This window comes from Brevundimonas sp. GW821-FHT10A07 (genome assembly GCF_059415785.1).
In genome coordinates this window covers 36,965-60,951 of sequence record NZ_JBWKNX010000015.1, presented here as the reverse complement: position 1 = coordinate 60,951, position 23,987 = coordinate 36,965, and the positions used below count along the sequence as shown (strand labels likewise).

Genomic DNA, 23,987 nt, shown 5'->3' with positions numbered 1-23,987 from the left:
GAGGATTGGACGAGGCCCGCCCCGCACTTGAACAGGCGCTTCGACCTTGACCGGGCAGGCGGCCGCCGGTCTCCAACCAGCGGCCGCCCGTTTTTCCGGCCCTAGACCCCGTGAGCCGCGCGGATATAGCGCGAGGCCTTCTCACCGATGATCGTGCAGGGCGCCATGGTGTTGCCCGTCGCGACCCGCGGCATCACCGATCCGTCAGCGATGCGCAGCCCCTCAACGCCATAGACGCGCAGACTGCCGTCCACGACGGACAGCGCGTCCTGCCCCATCTTGGCCGAACACGTCTGGTGCCAGTAGGTCACCGCCGCGTCTCGAACGTAACGCTCCATGTCCGCCTGCCCCAACGGGCCGGGCATGGCTTCACGCGCGACGAGCGGCTCAAAGGCCCGGGTGTTGCCCAGATCGCGGCACAGCTGGACGCAGGCGACCGCAGCGCGGAGATCGTCCGGATGGCTGAAGGTGTTGAGTTCGATGCGCGGCAGGGACAGGAGATCCCCGCTCGACAGGCGAACCCGACCGCGGCTCTTGGGGTGGGCGAGACCGGCGAACATGGTCCAACCGTGCTCCGGGACGCCAAGGCCAGCAGCTTCGGGGCTCGGCACCGGGAACTCGACCTGACAGAACAGCAAGTCTGGTTCGCTCAGGGCGGGGTCGGACTTCCAGTAGAGGGTCGCCTCGCTGCCGCTGTTCCGCGGCGCGATCGGCTCGCGGTATTCCCAGATACAGCCGAAGGACACATGGTCCTGCAGGTTGCGGCCTACGCCGGGCAGATGATGAAGGACCTTGATGTCTGCGGCGCGCAAATCGTCCTCGTCGCCGATCCCGGAACGCATCAGGACGGTCGGCGTCATGATGGCGCCGAGCGACAGTATGACCTCATGGGCGGCGTCAAACCGTTCGACCACCCCGTCCCGCACCGCCTCGACCCCGACGGCGCGACCGTTCTGAACGATCACCCGGTTCACCTGGGTGCGGGTCAGGAGCGTCAGATTGGGCCGGTCCAGGTAGGGATAGGTAAAGGCGCGGAAGATGGAATGCCGTTTGCCGTTCCGCGTCAGGACGTCGGAGATGGCGCAACCGCCGTCCCCCTCCATCATCTGGCCGTTCGGACTATCGTAAGTGGGTATGCCGAGCTCGAGCGCGGCGTCCAGCATCGCCAGAGCCGCCGGCCCCGGATCGGGCGTCGGCTGCACAAAGACTGGCCCGCCCGTGCCCCGATACAGGGGATCGGGCGCGCCCTGCCAGTTCTCAATCTCAAGGTAGAGGCCGAGGACGGATTCATACCCCCAGGACTCGTCCCCGCTCTCCTGGGCGAAATAGTCCCAGTCGCTGCGGTGGCCACGCGCCCAGACGCCGACGTTGATGCTTGAACCGCCGCCCAGAACCTTGCCCATGGACATCGGCATGGCCCGTCCGTTCAGCTCGGGATTTGGCTCGGCCACAAACCCCCAGTCTGTCTCGCTGCCCAGGTTGGTCGGCCAGGCGGCCGGCTCCATGACGCTCGGCCGATCATCACTCCCGCCGGCCTCGATCAGCAGCACATGGACAGCCGGATTCTCCGCCAGTCGTCGAGCGAGGACCGAGCCCGAACTGCCCGCGCCACAGACGATGAAATCGTATGTTTTCCGAAGGTTCGCCAGCCGCTGAGCCTGATTGGCCGCGACGCGGGCCGCGAACTCCCCCTCATCGGTTTGCAGTCCATCCGACATTCTCAAATCTCCACATTGACGATCTAGGTATCAAATCTACCAATTTCATCAAATGCATCAGATTCTGGCGGAGGTGTGGCGGAGCGGGAGCGCGCCTCCATATTGACGCGAGACCGCGATCAGCCGCAGGAGAGACCATGGACGCCGCCGAGAAGGAGATCGTGACCACCACGGACGCCGCGAAGATTCTCGGCGTGTCGGTCAGAACCGCCCAGTTGCTGATCGAGGGCGGATCGATCCCTTCGTGGAAGACGCCCGGCGGCCATCGGCGGGTTTACCGGAGCGACGTCGTTGCGCTCGTCAAGGGTCAGGAACTCCCGGCCACGCCGGCCTCGGCCAGGGTCATCGTCATTGCGCGGCCCGAACGGTTGCCGGAGTTCAAGGCCGCGCTTGAGAGCGCGCCTTCCTGCTTTGTCGAAACCTATCCCGAGCCTTTCACCGCCTTGTTGGACATAGGCGGCCGCTCGCCGGCGGCCGTGGTCATCGACGCAGAGTCGTTCGCCGTCGCTGATGGCGTGCTCCATGCGCTGGGCTCTGATGTCGCCCTGCAACACACCGTCATACTGGTTGTCGGTCCTGAGGGCCGCCAGACTGTCGTCGACGCGTCCCAAGGAGCGGGCCGGGTTCGGTTCATCAACGACATCGACGATCTGGCCGAGGCGGCCGAGGCGGCCGTAAGGGGACCTGATCAGCCGGGCGAGGGTCTGGAGGCGACCTCCTTGTTTCCCCTTCCCGGCAATGAGGCGCAGCGTCTACTCGCTCTTGAACGCTCCGGCCTCGTCGACACGCCGCCCGAGGACGCCTTTGACCGACTGACATGGCTGGCGGCGCAGACGCTCGGCATGCCCATCTCCCTGATCACCCTGCTGACGCCGACGCGGCAGTGGTTCAAGTCGCGGCATGGGCTGGAGATGGCCGACACGCCGAGAAGCTGGGCGTTCTGCAATCACACCATCCTGCAGAACAGCTGCATGATTTCAGAGGATCTGTCCGCCGACCCTCGCTTCTCTGACAACCCGGCTGTCGCGGACGCCCCGAACTTCCGCTTCTATGCTGGATGCCCTGTGGTCGATCCCGACGGTTTCACCCTCGGGTCCCTGTGTGTCATCGACACCCGTCCCCGCACGCTTGATGACAGCCAGAGAGCGATCCTCACGAACCTGGCGGCGCTTGTTTCGGACGAGATCAAGTTGCGGGCGACCGACAGTCGTCTGCGGCGGGCCATGGAGGCCCTGGACCGAAAGTCCCACTGACCCGGCCAGTTTGATCGGACGGATCGAGGAGTTGGTCGGATCATCCGCGCCCTTGCGCCGACCAAGTGGTTTCATCTGTCATCGATGATCACGGATCCTGAAGCTCGCCGGTGACACGGCGCGCTGAACATGTCGCATCGGCCGTGGCCCACAGCGCCTGTACGGCCGCCGCTCCGACCTACAGGACCAGCGATGACTACGACACGGACCGCCCCCCAGGACGATCATCCGACCACTGCGGACCAGCAACCCGCTCCGTTTCTTGAGCTATCCCCGTCAGGCGAGCCAATCCCTGTCGTCTCCTCACTGGACCTGGAGCGCGACCCCCATGGCCTGTTTCGCCAATGGCGTTCAAAGAGCCCCGTGATCCAACGAGAGGACGGGGCCTGCCTTGTTCTCCGCGCGGATGATGTCGAGCGGCTTCTCAACGATCCCAGGACGCAGCAGATCGACGGCGCTCTCTATGCGCGCATGCGGGGCGTCCCGCCGGGTCCGCTGTTCGACCTCCTGGCGACATCCGTATTGCTGTCAGAAGGTGAGGCGCATCGCCGACGACGGGCGCCCCTGTCGCGCACCTTCGCCTTCCGGGCCATCGAGTCCCTGCGCGATACGGTGCGGACGGCCGCCGAAGGCTTGATCGACGGCTTTGAGGCCGATGGCGCGGCGGACCTGGTCCAAGCGTTCTGCGCGCCCCTGCCGCCCCTGGTGATGAGCCAGCTCCTCGGCGCCCCGGCGAGCGACGCGCAAGAGTTCGCCCGGGCGGTTTACAAAGTCTCTCCCGCCTTTGCGCCGGCCCTGCCCGGCGAAGATATGGACCGAATGGTCGATGGGGCCCGCTGGCTCACAGACTATGTGAAGGCGCGTCTAGCCGAAGCGGCTTCAGGCCAGACGTCCCCCGCCGCGCTGCTTGAAGACATGCTCGCCGCCATCGGCGCGGGCGATCTGACCGAGGCCGAAGCCGCCGTCCAGATCGTGACCTTGATCATCGGCGCCAGCGACACGACCCGGGGCGCACTGGCGGTGCAGGTCAGCCTTTTGGCCGAGCGCGGTGCAAACTGGTCCGACTATGGCGACAATCCTGAACTTGCGCGTGCGGCCGTGGCGGAGGCGCTGCGGTTCGAACCGCCGGTGGGCTCCTTCCCCCGGTTTTCGACAGAGGCGATCACGCTGGACGGCATGGTCATTCCGGCCGGCTATCTGGTGTCTCTGTCCACCCTCTCCGCCATGCGCGATCCGGCCCGCTTCCAGGATCCGGACGCCTTCCTCATCAACCGGCAAGATCATGTTCGCTGGCACATGGCGTTCGGCGCCGGCGCGCATCGGTGCATCGGCGAGGCCCTGGCCCGACTGGAACTTGAAGAGGGTCTGATGGCCCTTTGCCGCAAGCTGCCCGGGCTTCGCCTCGCTGGACCGCCGGTCAAGGTGGAAGGTTATGCGGGGATCCGACGCATCGGCGGATTGCAGGTGACGTGGTGACCCAGATCCACTTCAAACGATCGCGCGGCATGACATGGCGCGCCCTCGGTCTGGGGCTCGTCCTCTTGCCCGGCCTTCTCGGCTGTTCGCCGCACCCATCCTCGCTCGAAAGCCTGCCGCCCGAGCGCGCCCTGCCCAGGATCCCCATACAGGGCGGCGTCTGGCGAGAGGCTGCCCATCTCTGGTACGGCGTGATCGGCAGCGGTCCCCCTGTGATCCTGTTGCACGGAGGACTGTCCAGCCACAGGGCCTGGGGCCGACAGGTCCCCGCTCTCCTTGACGCCGGCTATCAGGTCATCCTCATTGACAGCCGGGGCCACGGTCGCAGCACCCTGGGTTCGACACCTCTGAGCTACGATCAGTTGGCCGAGGATGTCGGAGCGGTGATCGATCATCTGCAGTTGAACCGACCCGCAATCATAGGCTGGAGCGACGGCGCCATAACGGCGCTCGTGCTCGGCATGGACCGAGGCGATCAACTCGGCCCCATCTATGCGTTCGGCGCCAATATGGATCTGCAGGGTGTCCGCAAGGACGCCGGCGATGCGCCGATCCTGCGGCAGGTGGGGCCCCGCCTCGCCGCCGATTATGCCGAGCTCTCGCCCGCCCCGGATTTCTCCGGGCTGACCCGGGCGGTCAGGACCATGCAGACAACGCGACTTCACTACGGCCCCGGTCAACTCGCCCTGATCCGGGCGCCCCAGGTTCTGATCGTCGCGGGCTCGAAGGATGAGTTCATAACGCCACAGCATGCCGCCTATATAGCGGACGCCATCCCGGGCGCCGGTCTTCAGTATCTGGCGGACAGCGGGCATTTCGCGCCTTGGCAGAGCCCGGAACTGTTCAACCAGTCCATGATCCGGTTTCTGAAGTCAGCCGGATACGCGCCGGACACGGCGGAGACCGGATCCGCCGCGCCAGACGGAATGGGCGCGAGAACAATGGCCAGGGGCGACGCCCTGCCCCAGGCCGCAAGCGTCTGCCTCCCCGCCGCCGTCCAATGCCGGTCTCCGGCTGAACCGGCCGGGTCTCGACCGGGACGGAGCGCGGCGCCGCTTCAACATTCGGCGCCGCGCCCTACGCCGAAGGCTCAGTGTGGTCCGGGCTGGACGATCCCCCTACCCTTGCGGCCCGTGCGGCATCGCGGCGCAAAGCCTCGGCACGGAGCCGAAGAAGGTTGCCGGTTCGTCAATGACGGGGCAGATCTGTATATCTGAGGTTGATTGTCCAGTACAGATTGACGACGTGCATATGAAATATTGACGACGCCTGTCAGCTTGTTCGGGTCGTTCAGTCTCTCTGTCGTCTGCGCCTAGGCAGACCACGGGGGACTACATCATGAAAACCAAATCTCGCTATCTGGCGGCGGCCGGAGGCCTGGCGTTGATCGCGGCCTTTCCGCAATGGGCGGCGGCCCAATCGCAGTCGCAATCGACCTCGTCCGAGGCGCAAACGGCGGCGCAACCCAACCCCGCCGTCCTCGATGAAGTCGTCGTCACCGGCTATCTGCAGGGCCTGCGCCGCTCGATCGACGAGAAGCGCAACAGCGACATGATCTCGGACAGCGTCAGCGCCGACGATATGGGCAAGCTGCCCTCGTCCAACCTGACCGAGGCCGCATCGCGCATTCCCGGCGTGTCGGCGGTCCGCAACCACTTCACCGGCGAAGGCGACCGGGTGGTGATCCGGGGCATGGCGACCGAATACAACGCCTACGCCGTCAACGGCGTGCGCATGGGCGGCACCGGATCGCCGGGCGACAACTTCTTCCGCGGCGTGCGCCTCAGCTTCCTGCCGACGTCGGGCGTCGATGCGATCACCGTCTACAAGAGCCTGCTGCCCTATATGGACGGCGACGCCATCGGCGGCACCATCGACATCAAGACGCCGACAGCCTTCGACTATGACCCGACCCACGTCGCCGGTTCGATCGAGGGCACCCTGCTGCAACAGCGCGACGACCGGACTTCGTGGGCGGCCGACGTCGCCTTCGGCAAGCAGTTCTCGGAGCGGCTGGGCCTGTTCGTGACCGGCAACTATTCGGAGCGCGCCTCGCAGTTCGAGCAGGTCGGCAACTCCGGGGATAACATGCCCCGCACCTGGTACAGCACGACCCAGAGCCTGGACTTCGATCCTCAGACCTTCGTGACCCGCGGTCTGGAAATGTCCACTGGCGACACCGACGTGACCCGTTGGGGCTTCAACGGCTCGCTGGACTGGCGCGGCGACCACCACGACTTCCACCTGCGCGGCCAGTACAATGAGTACGAAGAGACCCAGTTCAGAAACCGTCTCAACTTCCGCAACGAGGCCGGCACCAGCGCCTCGGCGCGCCTGGAGCAGGTCGACAAGTCGCGCGGCGACCTGACCCAGCCCGCGAACGCCGTCATCGGCTATGGCCCCAAGGGCGCCATCTACAACTACACCACCGCCCAGATCGTTGACCGCGACAAGGATGGGGTGATCACCGACGCCGACAAGGGCTCCAACGGATACTACAGCCTGAACGGCTCGTCGGGGTCATGGGATCCCAAGGGCTTCCGCCTGCGTCGCTACTGGGAAGGCGGCACGACCGAGGGCGTGCTGCAGATGGTCAACTTCGGGGGCGAGAGCCGCCTCGGCCAGTTCACCCTCGACTACGACCTGTCCCACTCGGAGTCCGAGGACAATATCGTCGACAGCTACGAGATGTATTTCGGCCGCAACGCCTATCTCTGGAAGGGCAACGAAGGCGTCGAGATCGTCAGCCAGGGGGATCCGCAGTACCTGAAATGGGTGCTGAACCCCGCCGGCATGGCGGGCGTCCAGGACTTGACCCAGTACACCGCCTCCAGCCTGAGCGGCAGCTACGGCGGCGCCAAGGAAACCCTGAACCAGGCCCAGTTCAACCTGCGCTACGAGCCGACCGGCTCCTGGCTGCAAGAGGTCCGCGCCGGCGCCAAATACTACAAGTCCGAGCGTGAACGCCTGGAAGGTTCGCTGATCGACCTGGAGCCCCGGGGCACCATGGCCGACTATTCCGCCCTGTTCGGCGAAGCGATCACCGACATGTTCGACGGCCGTTACACCGGCCAGTACCAACTCGGCCCCGTCATCGACACCGACAAGATGATGGCCGAGATCGAACGCGCCAAGGCGGGGAACTCGACCCTGCTGACGCTGAACGAGACGGACTCGATCGACTACGCCTCGACCTGGTTCTACGACGAACAGGTGGTGTCGGCCTATGTCATGGGCACGGCTCGTTTCGGCGCGGCCGAAGTGATCGCCGGGGTGCGGGTCGAAGACACCAGCAACGACATCCGCGCCTGGACCGAAGACCCGGTGCGGGGCGAGGACTACACCACCGACACCTCGGGCTTCACCAACTGGCTGCCCTCGATCCACGTCAACTATGACGTGAGCCGGAACGCCAAGCTGCGGGCGGCGATCTGGACCAGCGTCTCGCGTCCGGACATCAAACGGATGACCTCGGTCAAGGAATACAGCTACGACGGCGATCCCGACGGCGACGGCGTGACCAACCCGACCAGCGAATGGGTGCTGACCGGCGTCGTCCAAGGCAATCCCGATCTCGAGCCGATGACCTCGGTCAACTACGACCTGTCGGCGGAATATTACAACGGACGCACGGGCGCCTACTCCGTCGCGCTGTTCTACAAGGATCTGGACAAGTTCCTGTTCCGCTCCTCGTCGTCGGTCATTCGGGACGGCACGGAGGGCGAGTTCGACGATCCGTCGGGCGTGCCCGTCTCCATGCCGATGAACGGTCGCAAGGCCGAGATCCGCGGCGTCGAGATCAACGCCCGCCAGCAGCTCCACTGGCTGCCGGCGCCGTTCGACGGGCTGGGCGTGGCGGCGAACGCCACCATCCAGCGCTCGGAAGCCGAAACCGGCCTGTCCTGGCACCCTGAGGGCTACACCCTGCCCTTTATGGAAACCCCCGACCACATCGTGAACCTGGAACTGTTCTGGGAGCGCAACGGCTGGGAGGCCTATGTGGCCTACAACTATCAGGACGTGTCTCTGGAAGACATCGAGGACTTCGGCAACGATCCCTATGAACAGGACTACCACTTCGTGGACCTGATGGCGCGGCGTCAGATCACGCCGAACCTGACGGCCACCTTCAAGGTGCAGAACCTGTTGGACAACTACACCTACTTCTACACCTTCGGTGAAGGAAAGGGCGGCGTCCGCGATTACATCGAGAACGGTCGTTACCTGAGCCTGAACCTGAACTGGCGGCTCTGATCGCGCCTGCCGCTCGCGGGAGATTTCCCGCGAGCGGCTCCTTTTCCTGACATCGAGGATACTCCATGCGCCTGTCCCTGCGCCTCGCCGCGACCCTGTCCTGCAGCGTCCTGGCCTTCGCCGCCCTCCAGGCCGTCCCGGCGCAAGCCCAGACGGCTTCCCTGCCCGAACGCGTCATCGTCAATCTGACCGAGACGCCCTCGACCAGCCTGGCCTTCAACTGGCGCGCCGAAGCGGGCGCAGGCGACGGCTTCATCGAATACGCGACCCTGACGCCGGGGCCGGCCTACCCTGCCCAGGCTGTTCGCCTGCCCGCACAGCGCACCTCCGCCGCCTTCACGACGCGGGACGAACAGAACGTCGCCGCCGACTATTACAGCGTGCGGCTGACCGGCCTGACGCCTGACACCCAGTACGTCTATCGCGTGGGCAAGGAAGGCGCCTGGTCGCCCTGGCGCCAGGTCAACACCGCCGCCGCCGAGGTTCGCCCCTTCACCTTCCTCTATATGGGCGACGTCCAGAACGACATCCGCTCCATGGGCGGCCTGGCCGTGCGCCGCGCCCTGCGCCAGACCCCGGGCGCGGCCTTCATGCTGTTCGCCGGCGACCTGATCAACCGGGCCGACAACGACGCGGAATGGGGCGAATGGTTCGATATGGACGCCCACCGCTTGGCCGAGACCCCGTCGCTGATGACGCCGGGCAACCACGAATACATGAAGCCCCAGGGCGAGACCCCGCAAATGCTGGCGCCCCAGTGGCGGCTGCAATTCACCCTGCCCGAGAACGGCCCGTCCGACATGCTGACCGAGACCGTGTATCGGGTCGATTATCAGGGCATGCGCATCATCTCGCTCGACGCCGACATGATCGACGAAGACCCCCAGGCCGCGCGGGATCAGGTGGCCTGGCTGGAGCGGCAACTGGCCGACAACCCGTCGCGCTGGACGGTCGTCTTCCTGCACTACCCCCTCTATTCCACCGCCCGGGGCCGCAGTGGCGAGGAACTGCGCGCCGTGCTGCAACCCCTGTTCGACCGCTATCACGTCGACCTGGTTCTGGCCGGCCATGACCACACCTATGGACGCGGCCGCCCCCACGATCAGGGCCCGGTCTATATGGTCTCCAACGTCGGGCCGAAACAGTATCCGCTGGGCGACTTGAACTGGACCGACCGCAAGGCCAGCGGCGTGCAGGTGTTCCAGCAGGTCGAGGCGGCCGGCGACCGACTGACGGTGCGAGCCTTCACCATGGACGGCGCTCCGTACGACGCCTTCCAACTGGACAAGCCCGGCGCGGGTCCGGCGCGCCTGACCGATCTGAAGCCGGCGACGCCGGAGCTGATCCTGCGGCGCGAGGACCAGTAGTGATAGCGCGCACCGCGATCGTCGGGCTGCTCGCGGCATGGGCGGCGGGGCTGGCGGCGACGCCGGCCCTGGCCGATCCGGTCTGCGGGCAGACCGCCGTCATGTCGCGCCTTCAGGCCGAACTGGCGAAGCCGCGCGGCGCCCTGCTGATCGCCGCACACCGGGCCGGCCACCTCGACGCGCCCGAGAACTCGCTGGCCGCCATCGACGAAGCGGTGCGCGAGGGCGCCGACATCGTGGAGATCGACGTCAAGGTCTCCGCCGACGGCGTGCCCTTTCTGATGCACGATCATACGGTGGCTCGGACCACCGGCGGCGCCGGCGAGGCCGAGAGCCTGACCTACGCCCAACTGCGTCGCCTGCGGCTGGAAGACAGTTCCGAGCCGCCCCCGACCCTGGTCGAGGCGCTTCGCAAGACGTGCGGACGGGTGCTGGTTGATCTGGACCTCAAGACGGATCGCATCGGCCCCGTGGTCGCGGCGGTGCAGGGGCTGGGAATGACGGACCAGGTCGTCTTTTTCGACTCCGACGGGGCGGTGTTGCGGGCGGTGCGTGAGCTCGCGCCGCGCGCCCTGCTCATGCCGCGCGTCAGCCGTCCCGACGGCTTGGCCGCCGCCGTCGAGGGGCTGCCGGCGGTGACGATCATTCACGGCGACCCCGAGTCTCTGACCCCGCAGCTCCGCAACGGGGCTCGGGCCCTGCCGGCGCGGATCTGGGTCAACAGTCTGGGCGATGTCGATGAGGCCTTGGCGGTCCGGGCGCCCGACCTGTGTCTCCGGCTGGAGGGACTGCTGGTCCTGGACGCCAATGTGATTCAGACGGATCGGCCGCGGGGCCTTCGGCGCGCCGTGAGCGACTGCGGGCTCGCGGCGCTGCCATGATCGAAGCCATGCAAAGGCGCGGGGGCCGAGCGGGCGGCGCCTTCAATCCCCGCCTGACCACAAAGACGCGCGATCTTTCCGGGTCGTGCAGCCTCTCCGTGACGGATCGCTTTGACTTCGCCCAGGATGAGCTTTTGCTGACGGTGTGCAACGCGGCCGGCGGCGATGTGGCGCATCTTCAGATCCTCGATGCGCATCAGCCGTCGGCGTCCATGGACGCCTTCAGCCTGCCGCCCGGCGAGCAGGTCGAACTGATCCGGACGGCCGACCCCTATGATCTGCGCCTGCTCGGACCCGACGGCTTCTGCAGGCGCTTCTCCGGCTGTCTGGCCGAAGACGGTCCTGTCGCGGCGCGCCTGAAAGAGCCGCGCCGAGGTCGGGGCCTGATCCTGGAGATCGTCCCGGCCGAGGACGCCTGGTTCTGCGTCAATGACGAGACGGGCCTGTGTCCCACGCGTCGCTACAGGCTGAGCGCTGGAGCGCCCTTGCGCCTGCGACTTCCGGTCCTGCCGGACGGCGCCTACGACCTGACCGTTTCGCGCCTCGGCGGCGCCTTCAGCCGAAGGTTCGCGGGCCGCCTGGCGTCGCAGGATCCGCTCAGAAGCTGCGGCTGATCGCCAGGGTCACCGTCGGCCCGGTGCGGATGTACTCCCTCAAATCCTCCGGCCCCGAGCCGAAGGTGTACCAATAGGTATGGCTGTTCAGCAGGTTGCGGATCTGAATCGACGCCAGGCCGTCGCCGCCCAACCGTCGTCGAAGGCTGATGTCCACAAAACTGTAGGCCTGTTCGTAGGGGTCGTTGGCGAAACTATCCATACCTTCGAGGAAGCCGCCCTGGCGGCTCCAGCCGGCCGCCGCCTCCCATCCGCCGCCCTGCCAGAACAGTTCGACGGACGCCAGGGTCTCGGGCGTCTCCGTAAAGGGAAGCCGATCGCCGACGCGCCAGGCGATGTTGGCGTCGGCGCGGCTGACCTGCCAGGTCAGATTGGCCGTGACGCCCAGCCCATCCAGCGGGGCGGGCGCCCAGTCCAGGCCGTGGCGTATCGCCAGTTCGACCCCGCTGATCCGCGCCCGCCGACCGTTGGCGTAGGCCCGCACGGGCGTCCCGTTCTCATCCCCGCGGTCAATCAGTCCGCCGTCGCGGATCGAACTGGTTGAGGCCCTATAGAGAAAATTATGAATGTCCTTGTGGAACAGGGCCGCCGACCAGGCTGTCGATCGGCCATAGTGTTCGAGCGACAGATCATAGCCGATGGCTTCCATAGGCTTCAGGTCCGGATTGCCTTGGCGGATTTCCTGAAGGATCCAGTCCGCCTCGGGATTGACCTCGCCGTCGCGGTCGGGATCCTGATCGTAGACATACTGCCGCGCCGACGTCATTCGGGCGATGTCCGGTCGGGCGAAACTGGTCCAGATCGCCGCCCGCAAGACCTTGTCGCCCTCCAGGGCGCGCCGCAGATGCAGCGAGGGCAGGACATTGGTGAAACTGTTTCGACGTTGATCCCGTCCGTCGCCACGGAGCGCATCCAGAATGGGAAAACTCACCTTTGATCGGGTGTGCTCGACCCGCACGCCGCCCGTGATCTCCGTTCCGGCCCATCGGGCTGCGGCCATGACATAGCCGGCCGCCGCCTGTTCCTTCAGCCGGAACCTCTCGGCGTCGGCCTGGGGCTCGAACTCGGGGTCTACGGTGAAGTAGGCGCTGTCGCCGCGATAGGCCCGTTCGATCTCGGCCGACATCCGTCGGCTGTCCAAGACCACGCCCAGCCGGTGGTCCCCGACATAGCGGCCGTCGAACAGGTCAGTTACCGGCGCGCCGAACAGCCCTTCCAGATCGGCCAGGGTCTCCGGACCGATCAGATCGGGGCGAGCGCCTCCCGCGCTGCGGCGGTTGGAGTGCATATAGCGCCCTCCGGCCTGGACCGACTCCAGCCAGCCGCCGGTCGGCGTATAGGTCAGACCGAACTGGGCCTGGGCCAGGGTCTCGGACGTCTGTTCCCACTCATCGCCCAGATGTCTGAAATCATAGGCGGCCGGATCCTGAACCGCCGCCATGCCGGCGGGATTGAGCCCCCACAGGCGAAAGCGCGGATCGTCGGTCTCGATCACCCGGACGCCGCGATTGCCCAGCCATTCGACGGCGTCGGTCCTGAATTCCAGGAGCGCGCCCTCGTCCAGATCATCCTGAGAGCGCGACAGCGAGACATCATAGTCGATCCGCCACGGCCCGTCCCACCGCCGTCCGCCCACGGTGATGGACGACAACAGTCCGGATTCCCGCGTCGCTTCCCAGAATCGTCTCAGTCGGAAGCCCATCGGATCCCACACGCCCGATGCGCCGGCCAGACTATAGACGGAGCGGACGTCGCGGTCGGCGTCGGTGATCCGCCCATCCCCGTCCACATCCTTCATGTCCGCAGTCGAGTAGCCGTAGATGCGCCCCAAATCCGAATCCGAACCGACCACCATCTCGTTCGGCTGCGCCAGGCCGGTTCGACCGCTGTCCACCTGGACCAGCCGCTCGGTTCCCGCCAGGCCGTCGTTCCGAAAATTCAGACGGTTCCGGTACTCCTCGCCCTCGTAGCGGTTGTACTGAAGCCGCAGGTGAAGCTCCTGCTTCCCGCCTCGCCAATCCAGGCTCCCGTTCACCCCAAGGCGGCGCACCTGGGTCTCGCCGACGGCCAGTTCCATGCCCCTCATGATGAAACGGTCGAAATCCCAGCCGGTCGAATAGAAGGTGTCGAACCAGACGGGCGGCAGGTCGTCGCTCTCGCCGCCGACCATCTCGAATTGCGAGCGGGCGTCGCTCCAGTTGGCGGCGACGAAGAGGCCCAGCTGATCCGAGAGACGGCGCGAGACGGCCAAGGCCAACTTGCCCGACTTCGGTCGGTCGAACCGGGTCAACCAGCCGTTTTCCGCCGACAGCCGCACATAGTCGCGGTCGGCGTCGAAGGCCGTCGGGGTTTGAATGTCGATCAGGCCGCCCAGGGCGTCTCCGTCCAGATCGGGCGTCAGGGTCTTTCGCACGATCAGGTTCTGGATTCCTTCGGGCGGCAGATAGCTGAGGCGGACGCCACGATAGAATTTGTCCGCCCGCGACCCGGCGCCGCCCAGGCGCACGCCATTGATCCGATAGGCGTTCCATTCGGTCGACATGCCGCGGATCGTCAGGCGATCGCCTTCGCCGGTCTGGTGGTTTCTGACGGCGTTGACGCCGGGCAGGCGCGCAAGGCTTTCCGCCAGATTGTTGGTGGGCAGCAGGCCCTGGTCGTCGACGCTGACCACATCGCTGACGCCGTCATAGGCCCGTTTAATCTCCAGAGCCTCCTGGAGGGCCCCTTTGCGGCCCAGGACCACCACCTCCTCGAGCTGGGTCACGGTCGTCGGCGCCGGCGCAGCCTGCGCCCGCTCGATGATCAGGGTCTCGCCGACGATGCGGCCCTGCAGGTCCGGATGGGGGGCCAGCAGCCGGGTCAGGGCGTTCCAGGCGGTGGTTCGGCCTTGCCACTGCGCTGTGCGACGTCCGTTCATCAGATCGGCGTCGGCCAGAACGGCCATGCCCGATTGCCGGGAAAGATCACGCAGGGCCTGGGCAAGAGGGCCGCTGGAAATCCGAAACCTGTGCGGGGTCTGGTCGGCGGCGGCGGCGAACGGGGCCGGGGCCGGGGCATGGGCTTGAGCCGCGGCGCCGCCCGCCGCAAGCCACAGGCTCGTCACCGCTGCTGCGCTCCAAAACCTTGCGCGGCCCGTTCCCATCCTGGGTTCACCGATCGATCAGCAGACGGCCGGAGGCGTCCCTGCGAAGCGTCAGATCCTGCATGTCCGCGACCACGGTCAGGACGTCCTGCGGTCGAGAAGCGGCGAACCGCCCGCTGATCCGGCGTCGGCTCAGGGCGGGATCGGCGAGTTCGGCCTGAAGGCCGGGCGATCGGCGTTTCAACTCGATCAGCAGATCGGCCAGGCTCATATTGTCCGCGTCGATCCATCCCTCGGTCCAGTCCGGCGCCCTGACCTCCGGGTCCAGGCGTTCGATCGCTCCGGCTCGGGCGGTCGCGCCGTCGCTCAGCAATCGACCGCCTGCGTTCAGCACCTGGCCGCGCTCGGGGTGGTTCAAAGGCACCACCTCGACCCGGCCTTCCAGGACCGTCACCTCCACCGCGCCGCCGCTGCGTTCATCGACGTTGAAGCGCGTGCCCAGGGCCGTGATTCGATGTGTGGCCGTGATGACCGAGAAGGGGCGTCTGGCGTCCTTGGCCACCGAGAAGAAGCCTTCCCCGCTCAGCCAGACGTCCCGCCGTTCCGGGCCGAAGGCCGTGCGGACCCGGCTGTCGCCGTTCAGCTGGACCGAAGAGCCGTCTTCCAGCGCCGCTTGAAGGCTGCGTCCCGCCGTTCCCTCCAGCCTCTGTTCAACCAGGGCGGGCTGGGACGGCCATATCAGCACGGCGAGCGTCACGGAGGCCGCGGCCAGCATGCCGCCGGCCCAGAGGGATGGCGAGAGTGGAAGGGGCCGAACCCGCCAGGCGCGCCGACGCCGGCCCGCTTCAGCCGCCAGTGTTGCGCTGGCCGTCGCCAAGGCCGGATCGGCGAGCAACCGCTCCTGGGCCTCCAGCAGTCGGGCGCGCTCCGGCGCTGCGGCCAGCCAGGCGCGCAGCGCCTCGTCCGCCGCGTCGTCCATTTCGCCGTGACGCCGACGGTCGGCCCAAAGGGCGGCCTGTTCTTCAGAGACGCGCGCAGAATTCTTCATCGCGCACGCTCCATGTCCACCGCCTTGCGCACTTCGAGGGCGGCGCGACTGAAGTGCTTCTGGGCTGCCTCGACCGAGATGTTCAGCCGCGCGGCGATCTCCGGATAGCTGAGATCGGCGGACTGGCGCAAAACAAAGACTTCTCGCCTGAGCCGGGGCATGCGTTGAAGCGCGCGGGTGAAAAGGTCCGCTCTCTGCTTCATGTCGAGAACTTCGAATGGGGAGGGCGCGTCCGAGGCCGCCGCGTCGTCGATCGGTTCGTTCACATCCGGGGCGCCGGGGCGCCTCTGGTCGCTGAGCAGATTGAGCGCGACCCGAAAGGCGTAGGCCACCGGATCTTTCAGCGGCGTGGCCCGGGATCGGGCCAGGACGCGGGCGTAAGCCTCCTGGCTGATGTCGTCGGCGTCGGCGTCGTTGTGGACCCGGCTGCGGACAAAGGCGCGCAGACGCACGGCGTTCTTCGCCAGCAATCGCCCCGCACTCAGATCCTGAACAGACATCCTACCCCCGCGGGCGCACCCGTTGGGCCGCGCTTTTACGGCTCAACGATGACGGTGCGAAAACAGTCCGACGAATAATCGAGCGGCGGAACGACCTGGAGCATTGCCTAAGCTTAACTTGATAGGGGCGCGCCGCAGACGGCATGTGAATACCGTCATGGGGCTGACGCGGGCTTTGTTGCTCACCTTCGCCATTTTCCCAGGCCCATGGCGACACAGGATCGCCTTCTGCAGTTGTGCTGCCGGTGCCTGACCGGCGAAGAGTCCACCCGCCCATTTTGGAGAAGTGTTTCGTGAGCTCTGAAATCAAGACGCTTGTTGCAGGCTTTATCGCGCTCGGTTTGACGGTGGGCGCGGCCCCTACCATGGCAGCAGGTCGCCCTGACCTGCGATCCCAGGTCGTTGCAGCGGACGCCCGTCTCTTCGAGTTGTTCATGGAGCGGTGCGACCCCGCCGCCCTCCGCGCCATGGTGACCGACGACTTCGAATTCTTTGATGACCGCGGCGGCCTGGTCGCGACAGACGGTGACGCTTTCGTCGCCCAGTACGCCACGCGCTGTAAGGGTCGAGATGCTCCGGACGCGTGGCGGTCGCGCCGGGAAGCCTTGGACGAAACCGTCGCCGTCTTCCCGATAGAGCAGTATGGCGCCGTCGAAACCGGCGAGCATGTCTTCTATGAACGTCAGGGCGACGGCGAAGAGAGCCGTGTCGGCCGAGCTCGATTTGCTCAAATGTGGAAGCTCGAAGGCGGTTCTTGGAAACTGGCCCGCGTCTTCAGTTACGATCACGGACCTTTGCCCTAGGCAACGACGCGGCTATCTCATTTGGCGTTCGGTCGCCAACCTGGCGACCTGACGGGGCCGATGTCGCGCAGATAATATTCGCCGCCGAGTTTCATCGCCAGCTTCAGACGCTGATACTGCAGCCCGTCATACGGTAGGGCGCTGGAGATGTCGTAGAGCGGCGCCAGCCGCACCTGGCCCTCCTCCGCAATGAGAAACGCGTAGTTCTTGGCGTGGACGTCCGTGCCGCCGATGGCCGACAGCGCGACGGACACGGCCCTCGCCCCGATGCCGCCGATTTTCACGAGCCCCTGCACGCGTCGATCTAGAGCGCGATACGATCACGCCTGCCCCGGCTCGCAACGGCTTTTGAGACGCTCTGAGCCTGGCTCACTTATGGATCGCCCTGCTTGCGCCGCATCGGGCTGCTCTGGCGCCGAAGCCGTTCTCAAGGGATCGCGGCAGTCCGTATTCCCAATGCGAGGCAAGCGACAGCGCGCCCTTCACGCAGCCGGACACGCCTTGGCGACATAGTCCGCATGAGACGGCATCAGGGCGACGCACTTGCCTATGACGGTCTCCACATCCGCCAGGTACCGCTCAATGTCCGGTTCCGGCGTCACATCGACGAGCGGGTCATAGCCGACCGGGATGATCCCTTGCCCCAGCAGCACCTGTATCCAGCTTTCCTCGGCGAACAGTTCGTCGTCTTCGCGGAATATCCGGCCGTTGGCGCGGAACAGGTCGATCTTCCGCTCCAACGTCACAGGGACATCCATGTCGCGGCAATAGCGCCAGAACGGCGTGTCGTCGCGTTCCGTAGCCTTGTAGTGCAGGATGATGAAGTCGCGGATCCGCTCGTATTCGAAATCGGTCTGACGATTGAACTCGGCGATGGTCGCCGGATCGAAACCGGCGTCCGGCATCAGGCGCACCAGCCGGATCAGCACGGATTGGATCAGGTGCAGGCTGGTCGATTCTAACGGCTCGAGAAAACCGGAGGCCAGGCCCGCCGCCACGCAGTTGCGGTTCCAGATCTGACGACGCTTGCCGGCGACGAAACGGATTCGATTTGGTTCCGCCATCTGGGCGCCGTCCAGGTTCGACAGCAGGATTTGTTCGGCCTCTCCGTCGTCCATATGGCGGCTGGAATAGACGTGCCCGTTGCCCGTGCGGTGCTGCAGCGGAATACGCCACTGCCAGCCGGCCGGGCGGGCGGTCGAGCGGGTATAGGGCGTAAAGGGCTCGGTCCGCGCGCAGGGCACGGCCATCGCCCGGTCGCACGGCAGCCAGTGCGACCAGTCCTCGTACCCGGTCTTCATCGCCTGCTCGATGATCAGACCGCGGAACCCCGAACAGTCGATGAACAGGTCGGCCGATACGACCGCTCCATCCTCAAGCGTGACAGAGTCCACAAACCCGTCCTCGGGCCTGAGTTGGACCGAGACGACCTTGCCTTCGCGACGGCGCACGCCCGCCGCCTCGGACATCCCGCGCAGATATTTGGCGTAGAGGCCGGCGTCGAAATGGAAGGCGTGGGCGATATGGCCCAGCGGCGAGCCCGGTCGTTTCGGGTCGGCGCGCATGAAGCGGTTCTGCAGGGCCGCCGCCGTATTGATCGAATAGGCGGCGAGGTCGGACACCTTCCCCTCAGCCCGCATCTTCAGCCAGTACTGATGGCAGCGCAGCCATTTCAGATCCCGGCCGATCACGCCGAAGCCATGGATATAGCTTGATCCGACCCGGTCCCAGTCGACGAATTGGATGCCCAGTTTGAAGCTGGCCTGAGTGCGGCGCATGAAGTCGTTCTCGTCCAGGCCGATCAGTTCGTTGAACGTCTTGATCGCCGGGATCGTCGCCTCGCCCACCCCGATCGTGCCGATGGCCTCGGACTCGATCAGGGTGATGTCATAAAGCCCCTTGAACAGTTTGGAGAACAGGGCGGCGGCCATCCAGCCCGCGGAACCGCCGCCGACGATCAGGATTGTCTTCAGTTGCCGCACATCCGCCCCCAAAACGCTGTCAGTCGACAGCGTCGCAGACGCCGGGGGTGGTCGGCAAGGGCAGTTCACCCGTCGTCGCGGGCCGGGCGTAGCTGAGTCCGAAGCCCCGCGCGAACTGCACCACGTCGCCCGCATGTTCGCCGGTGCTGCAGGCCGAACCGGGCCAGGCGAAGGACAGCCGCCCGGCGAAGTCGTAACGACCGCCCGAGAGCACATCGGCCAGCCCCGCGCCCTCGGTGCCGGGCAGGAAGGCCGCGACGAAGGCGTCCGACAGATTGATCAGGTCGTTGGCGTAGGCCGGCCGGCCCGAATACAGCACCGAGACCACCGGCACCCCCTTGCCCGAAACCGCGTGCAGCAGGGCTAGGTCGTTCGGGCGGCGATGGCTGTACTGGACCGGCGCGGGGAAGCGGACATCGCCGTGATATTCGGCATAGGGGGTCTCGCCCAGGACGACCACGACCTTGGCGAACCGGGTCACGTCCACGCCGACGGCGTCTCTGGAATAGACGATGTTGTCCGCGCCGAACTGCGCTGTGAGAGCCTGCAACAGGGTGGCGCCGGTGGCGAAGTCGCCGTTGACGTTCTCGGTACCCTGCCAAGTCAGAGACCAGCCGCCGGTCTGGTTGGACAGGCTGTCGGCGCTGTCGCCCACGACCAGGATCTTCTCGCCCTGGACCAGCGGCAGGGCGCGGTCGTTGTTCTTCAGCAGGACGACCGACTTGCGCACCGCCTCGCGCGCCAGATCGGTCGCGGCCACGGCCGAGGCCTGCCCGTTGTAGCGGCTTTCCGACGGCGCACGGTCGAACAGGCCTGAGCGCATCTTGACCCGCAGGATCCGCGTCACGGCGTCGTCGATGCGGGACATCGGGATGCGCCCGGCTTCGACGTCGGCGATGGTATTGCCGATGAAGGCCTTCCAGTCCTCGGGGACCATGATCATGTCGATGCCGGCGTTGATCGCCTGGGCGCATTCGGCCTTGGTGCAGCCGGGGACCTGCTCGATCCCGTTCCAATCGGACACGACCAGACCGTCGAAGCCCAGTCGGTCCTTCAGCACGTCGGTCAGCATCTCGCGGCTGCCGTGCATCTTGCCGTAGTCATGACCGGCGGCGACGTCGTTCCAGCTGCTGTAGGAGGCCATGACGGTCTGCACGCCGGCCTCGATGGTCGAATAATAGCCGGCGCCGTGGCGATTGATCATCTCGCTGAGGCTCGCACGGGCCTCGCCCTGGTCCTGGCCGTTGAAGGTGCCGCCGTCGCCCATATAGTGTTTGGCCGTGGCGACCACGTCGCCGTCGCCGGTCAGATTCCCTTGCAGCCCGCGCACCAGGGCCTCGCCGTATTCGGCGACCAGCTGAGGATCGCTGGAATAGCTCTCATAGGTGCGGCCCCAACGGCGGTTCTCGCCCACTGCCAGGGTCGGGGCGAAGACCCAGGTGATGCCGGTGGCCCGCACCTGACGCGCGGTGGCCCGGCCGATCCGCTCAATCAGTTCGGGATCATGGGCGGCGCCCAACCCGATGTTGTGCGGGAAGAGCGTCGCGCCGGAGACGTTGTTGTGCCCGTGGACCGCGTCGGTGCCCCAGATCAGCGGAATCTTCACCGTCATGTCTGCGGCGAGAGCGGCGTCATGATAGCGGTCCGACAGGGCGGCCCAGTCGGCCACGGTCGCATGCTTGTTCATGGCGGGCCAGGCGCCGCCGCCGTTCAGGACCGAGCCGATATAATACTGCGTCACCTCCTCCGGCGTGATGTAGCGGACGTCCGGCTGGGTCATCTGGCCCACCTTCTGCGCCAGGGTCATGCCGGCGACGATGCGGGCGATCCGCGCCTCCATCGCGGCGTTGGGCGCATAGGCTGCAGTCAGGGCCGGCCAATCCGTCCGTTGTTGCTGAGCGGCGGCGCTCATCGGCGTCAGGGCGCATCCGGCCAGCAGCAGCAGCGGGAGAAGCTTGGTCTTGCGGAAGGTCATGCGCCGTCTCTCGGTTACAGGTATCGATCAAAAAAAGAGGGCGAGACGGCATGGCCGCCTCGCCCCGGAGGCTAAGGGCTAGGAGAGTGACGCCCTAGAATCGGTAGTTGACGCCGAACAGGAACTGCCGGCCGTACTCTTCATAGGTTTCGGGCAGCGAACCGCCGTCCGCCGTGGTCGTGCCGCCGCTGTCCAGTCCCAGGCGGGTCCGGTAAGGCGAGTTGGTCAGGTTGTTGACCTGGAACAGCACGCCCAAGCCTTCCAGCGGCCCCTGTTCGAAGGTGTAGCCGACTTGGGCGTCGATCTGCTCGTCGTCCAGGATTTCGGTCTCGCCGCGCGTCGCGAACAACTGCACCACATCGCCTTTGAAAGCTTTGCGGAACCGTTTGCTGATGCGCGCTTGGAAGCCGCCGCGCTCGTAGTAGCCGGTGATATTGTAAACCGTACCAGATAGTCCCGCGATCCGAACGGTTTGGCCTGGCAAGGCCGGATTCAGGTCCGACTCTGTGAAGGAAACACTCCCCAACATACCTAGTCCGTCCAACGGAGCCCAGACGTTGCCGAAGTTCAATGCGCCGCTGACTTCCAGCCCCTGTACCGTGCCGCCGTCGCCATTAGCCGGAAGACTGATCTGACCGATGGGACTGATGGTCACATCCGACGGGATAGACGACGCCGTCGAGGGCAAGGGAATCCCGCTGAAGTCGAACGTCCCGCTCTGAATATAGATATAGGTCTCCAAATCCTTGTAGAATCCGGCGATCGACAGATAGGTCGTCGAGTCGACGTACCATTCGTAGGCAAGGTCGAAGGCGTTGGCGCGCCACGGCTCAAGTTCCGGGTTGCCGCCGGACGCCGACCACGGATTGACAGTCGATCCCGACGGACACGGCTGACCCGAGCAGACCAGAGAGTTGAAGCCCGGCGTCACATTGGCGCGCATCTGGTCCATGCGCGGCCTCGCCATGGTGCGAGAGGCCGCAAAGCGAAGCCGGTGGCCGCCGCCCAGGTCGTAGATCAGGTTCAGGCTGGGCAGGATGTCCAGATAGTCGGCGCCCTTGGTGACCGAGATTGGATCGATGGGCGCGCCCGGCTCGGTGCCGTTGATGACGACACCGGTCGATTCCTGGTTCTGGACCACGGCTTGCATGCCCACATTGCCGCGCCAATTTCCGCCCTCGAAGTCGAGTTTAACGAAGGCCGTGGTGACCTCTTCCTCAATGTCCCAGTTCTTGTCGAAATAGTTGGCGTCGAGGATCGGGGCGCGGTCGTAATAGACGTCGAGCGCCCGGCTCATGTCGACCGCGAGGACGTCTCCAAAGCCCGCCCAAGCCAAGGAGACCGGGGTTTCCAGATATTGGGCGTCGACATAGACCTGCTGGCGGCCGTTCTTGAGGAACAGATCATAGTCGTCGACGCGCTTGGACTTCTCGCGCTTGGCGTAGTTCACGCCGGCGGTGAAGGTGTTGAAGAAACCGTCCATGTCGCGCTGGATCTTCAGATCCGTCGAGGTGATGCTTTCCTCCACGTCCGGAAAGCGGATGGCGCCGTCATGACCCCAGCCGCCCCAGGGCGCGCGATCGCCCAGCGTCACCTGAGAGGCGTCCGCATAGTCCAGACCTTCGGAATAGGTCGGATAGCCGTCGTCGTTCACGGTGAAGTCGATGACGTCCAGGGTTCGGCCGATGTTCGGAGTCCCCGGCGTGACCCCGCCCGTCCCCCGTCCATATCCAGCGTAGGTCTCAAGAATCGTCTCGCGGCGACGGTTGTTCGAATAGGACAGGTCCGCAACGATCCGCGTCCGGTCGTTGATCTCGTATTCGGTGTTCAAACCGATCGAGAAGATCTCGTCCTCGCGGGTGTTGTAGTCGTTGCGCAGGATCGGCACGGCGTTGTTGACCGTGCCGCTGCGGCCGAACAGCGAACCGCCCCGGTCCTCGGTCACGACGTCGGTGAAGAAGGCGCCGTCGGCATAGGGGTTGGAGAACCATTGGGCGCCCCGCGTCGTCTCTTCCTGCTCGAATTTGGAATAATAGACATCGAGGATGGAGTGCAGCCGATCATTCGGACGCCATTCCACGATGCCGATGACGGCGTCGCGCTGGTTCAGGCGTGACGTGGCGAACACCTCCTGGCCGTTGAGCAGAAGCGCGGTGTCGGCGCTGTCGGGCTGGACCGAGTCCACGGTGCAGGTCGCGCCGGGGGCGCTCGGCTCACACGCGCCGCCGAAAGCCTCGTAGCCGTAGGCCTTGTAGTGCTTGTTCTGGGAGGGAGAATCCAGATGGGCGTAACCGAGGGCCAGGCCCAGCGTGCCGTCGGCCAATTGATCGATATAGCTGATCGAGAAGCGACCGCCGTAGTTGCGGACGTCGTCGTTCAGCTTGTCGCCTTCGGTCATCTCTCCGCGCAGGTTCACGGCGAGGGCGCGCTGGCCGAACGCCAGCGGCCGCACGGTCTGCAGGTCTGCCGTGCCTGACAGGCCCATGCCCGACACCTCGGCGTCCGGCGTCTTGTAGATCACCACGCCGGACAGCAGTTCCGACGGATATTGATCGAATTCCACCGCCCGGTTGTCGCCCGAACTGGCCTGCTGGCGGCCGTTCAGCAAGGTGGTGGTGAAGTCCGGCGCCAGGCCGCGGATCGAGATGACCTGAGCCCGGCCGTTGACGCGCTGCGCCGCCAGCCCCGGCAGCCGGGCGATGGATTCGGCGATCGAGACGTCCGGCAGCTTGCCGATGTCCTCCGCAGAGACGGCCTCGACGATGGAGGTCTCCCGACGCTTGGTGGCGATGGAATCCGCCAGGCCGCGCCGCAGCCCGGTCACGACGACCTCCTCCACCTCCGTCGCACCGTCTTCGGTCTGCGGCGCCGTCTGGGCGACGGCGACCGCCGGCAGCGCCATGGCCAGCGCCAGGGCCGAAGCCGTCAGATGAAGCGCGCTCGCGCGCGGACGAATTGAATGAAACCCAGCAAATGCGCTGCGCATGTGATCTCCCCTCACGTTTCCCTTGGCGCGGGCCCTTTGAGCCCGGCG

Annotated in this window: 16 protein-coding genes; 8 read left to right on the top strand and 8 right to left on the bottom strand. The window is 65.9% G+C overall.

The features are described 5' to 3' along the window. Positions 1-101 precede the first annotated feature (101 nt). Positions 102-1,718 carry a GMC family oxidoreductase gene (locus tag AC07NC_RS13060; RefSeq protein ID WP_494569811.1) on the bottom strand — a complete coding sequence of 539 codons (1,617 nt, stop codon included), beginning with the start codon at positions 1,716-1,718 and terminating at the stop codon, positions 102-104. A gap of 137 nt (positions 1,719-1,855) precedes the next feature. Here AC07NC_RS13060 and AC07NC_RS13055 point away from each other — a divergent pair, with 137 nt between their 5' ends. From AC07NC_RS13055 to AC07NC_RS13025, 7 genes are all read left to right on the top strand, one after another. Beyond that, positions 1,856-2,971, top strand: a complete 1,116-nt coding sequence (locus tag AC07NC_RS13055) for a GAF domain-containing protein (protein WP_494569810.1) — start codon at positions 1,856-1,858, stop codon at positions 2,969-2,971. Positions 2,972-3,334: 363 nt separating this feature from the next. Continuing rightward, complete coding sequence (locus AC07NC_RS13050) at positions 3,335-4,447, top strand: cytochrome P450 (protein WP_494569809.1); 1,113 nt, start codon at positions 3,335-3,337, stop codon at positions 4,445-4,447. A 29-nt stretch (positions 4,448-4,476) separates the two neighbouring features. Further along, a complete protein-coding gene (locus AC07NC_RS13045; protein WP_494569808.1) occupies positions 4,477-5,664 on the top strand; it encodes an alpha/beta fold hydrolase in 1,188 nt (395 codons plus the stop codon). A 121-nt stretch (positions 5,665-5,785) separates the two neighbouring features. Next, entirely contained in the window at positions 5,786-8,701 is a 2,916-nt protein-coding gene (locus AC07NC_RS13040) for a TonB-dependent receptor (RefSeq protein WP_494569807.1), read from the top strand. Positions 8,702-8,766: 65 nt separating this feature from the next. After that, on the top strand, positions 8,767-10,068 hold the full coding sequence (locus AC07NC_RS13035) for a purple acid phosphatase family protein (RefSeq protein ID WP_494569806.1): 1,302 nt from the start codon (positions 8,767-8,769) through the stop codon (positions 10,066-10,068). Continuing rightward, on the top strand, positions 10,068-10,949 hold the full coding sequence (locus tag AC07NC_RS13030) for a glycerophosphodiester phosphodiesterase family protein (RefSeq protein ID WP_494569805.1): 882 nt from the start codon (positions 10,068-10,070) through the stop codon (positions 10,947-10,949). Before AC07NC_RS13035 ends, AC07NC_RS13030 begins: the two co-directional genes overlap by 1 nt. After that, positions 10,946-11,563, top strand: coding sequence for a phospholipase domain-containing protein (locus AC07NC_RS13025; RefSeq protein WP_494569804.1), 618 nt, complete (start codon positions 10,946-10,948; stop codon positions 11,561-11,563). The genes AC07NC_RS13030 and AC07NC_RS13025 overlap by 4 nt, the downstream gene beginning before the upstream one ends. On the opposite strand, the gene AC07NC_RS13020 is transcribed toward AC07NC_RS13025, so the two are convergent. Genes AC07NC_RS13020 through AC07NC_RS13010 form a run of 3 tightly spaced genes read right to left on the bottom strand, consistent with a single transcriptional unit; the run spans position 11,547 to position 16,193 of the window. After that, positions 11,547-14,666 carry a TonB-dependent receptor gene (locus AC07NC_RS13020; RefSeq protein ID WP_494569803.1) on the bottom strand — a complete coding sequence of 1,040 codons (3,120 nt, stop codon included), beginning with the start codon at positions 14,664-14,666 and terminating at the stop codon, positions 11,547-11,549. The genes AC07NC_RS13025 and AC07NC_RS13020 overlap by 17 nt on opposite strands. A gap of 46 nt (positions 14,667-14,712) precedes the next feature. Further along, positions 14,713-15,693 carry a FecR family protein gene (locus AC07NC_RS13015; protein WP_494569802.1) on the bottom strand — a complete coding sequence of 327 codons (981 nt, stop codon included), beginning with the start codon at positions 15,691-15,693 and terminating at the stop codon, positions 14,713-14,715. After that, complete coding sequence (locus tag AC07NC_RS13010; RefSeq protein ID WP_008261505.1) at positions 15,690-16,193, bottom strand: sigma-70 family RNA polymerase sigma factor; 504 nt, start codon at positions 16,191-16,193, stop codon at positions 15,690-15,692. The genes AC07NC_RS13015 and AC07NC_RS13010 overlap by 4 nt, the downstream gene beginning before the upstream one ends. A 293-nt stretch (positions 16,194-16,486) precedes the next feature. Here AC07NC_RS13010 and AC07NC_RS13005 point away from each other — a divergent pair, with 293 nt between their 5' ends. Continuing rightward, entirely contained in the window at positions 16,487-16,996 is a 510-nt protein-coding gene (locus AC07NC_RS13005) for a nuclear transport factor 2 family protein (RefSeq protein ID WP_197019686.1), read from the top strand. Positions 16,997-17,013: 17 nt separating this feature from the next. Here AC07NC_RS13005 and AC07NC_RS13000 read toward each other — a convergent pair whose 3' ends face one another. The 4 genes from AC07NC_RS13000 to AC07NC_RS12985 all read right to left on the bottom strand — a co-directional run bounded on the left by AC07NC_RS13000 (position 17,014) and on the right by AC07NC_RS12985 (position 23,939). Further along, positions 17,014-17,250: a HipA domain-containing protein gene (locus tag AC07NC_RS13000; RefSeq protein WP_230307510.1), complete on the bottom strand. Its 237-nt coding sequence runs from the start codon at positions 17,248-17,250 to the stop codon at positions 17,014-17,016. A 228-nt stretch (positions 17,251-17,478) separates the two neighbouring features. Continuing rightward, positions 17,479-18,978 (bottom strand): tryptophan halogenase family protein, encoded by a 1,500-nt coding sequence (locus tag AC07NC_RS12995; RefSeq protein WP_035305407.1) that lies wholly within the window; start codon positions 18,976-18,978, stop codon positions 17,479-17,481. A 19-nt stretch (positions 18,979-18,997) separates the two neighbouring features. Next, positions 18,998-20,953, bottom strand: a complete 1,956-nt coding sequence (locus AC07NC_RS12990; protein ID WP_494569801.1) for a glycoside hydrolase family 3 protein — start codon at positions 20,951-20,953, stop codon at positions 18,998-19,000. Positions 20,954-21,047: 94 nt separating this feature from the next. After that, entirely contained in the window at positions 21,048-23,939 is a 2,892-nt protein-coding gene (locus AC07NC_RS12985) for a TonB-dependent receptor (protein WP_494569800.1), read from the bottom strand. Positions 23,940-23,987 lie beyond the last annotated feature (48 nt).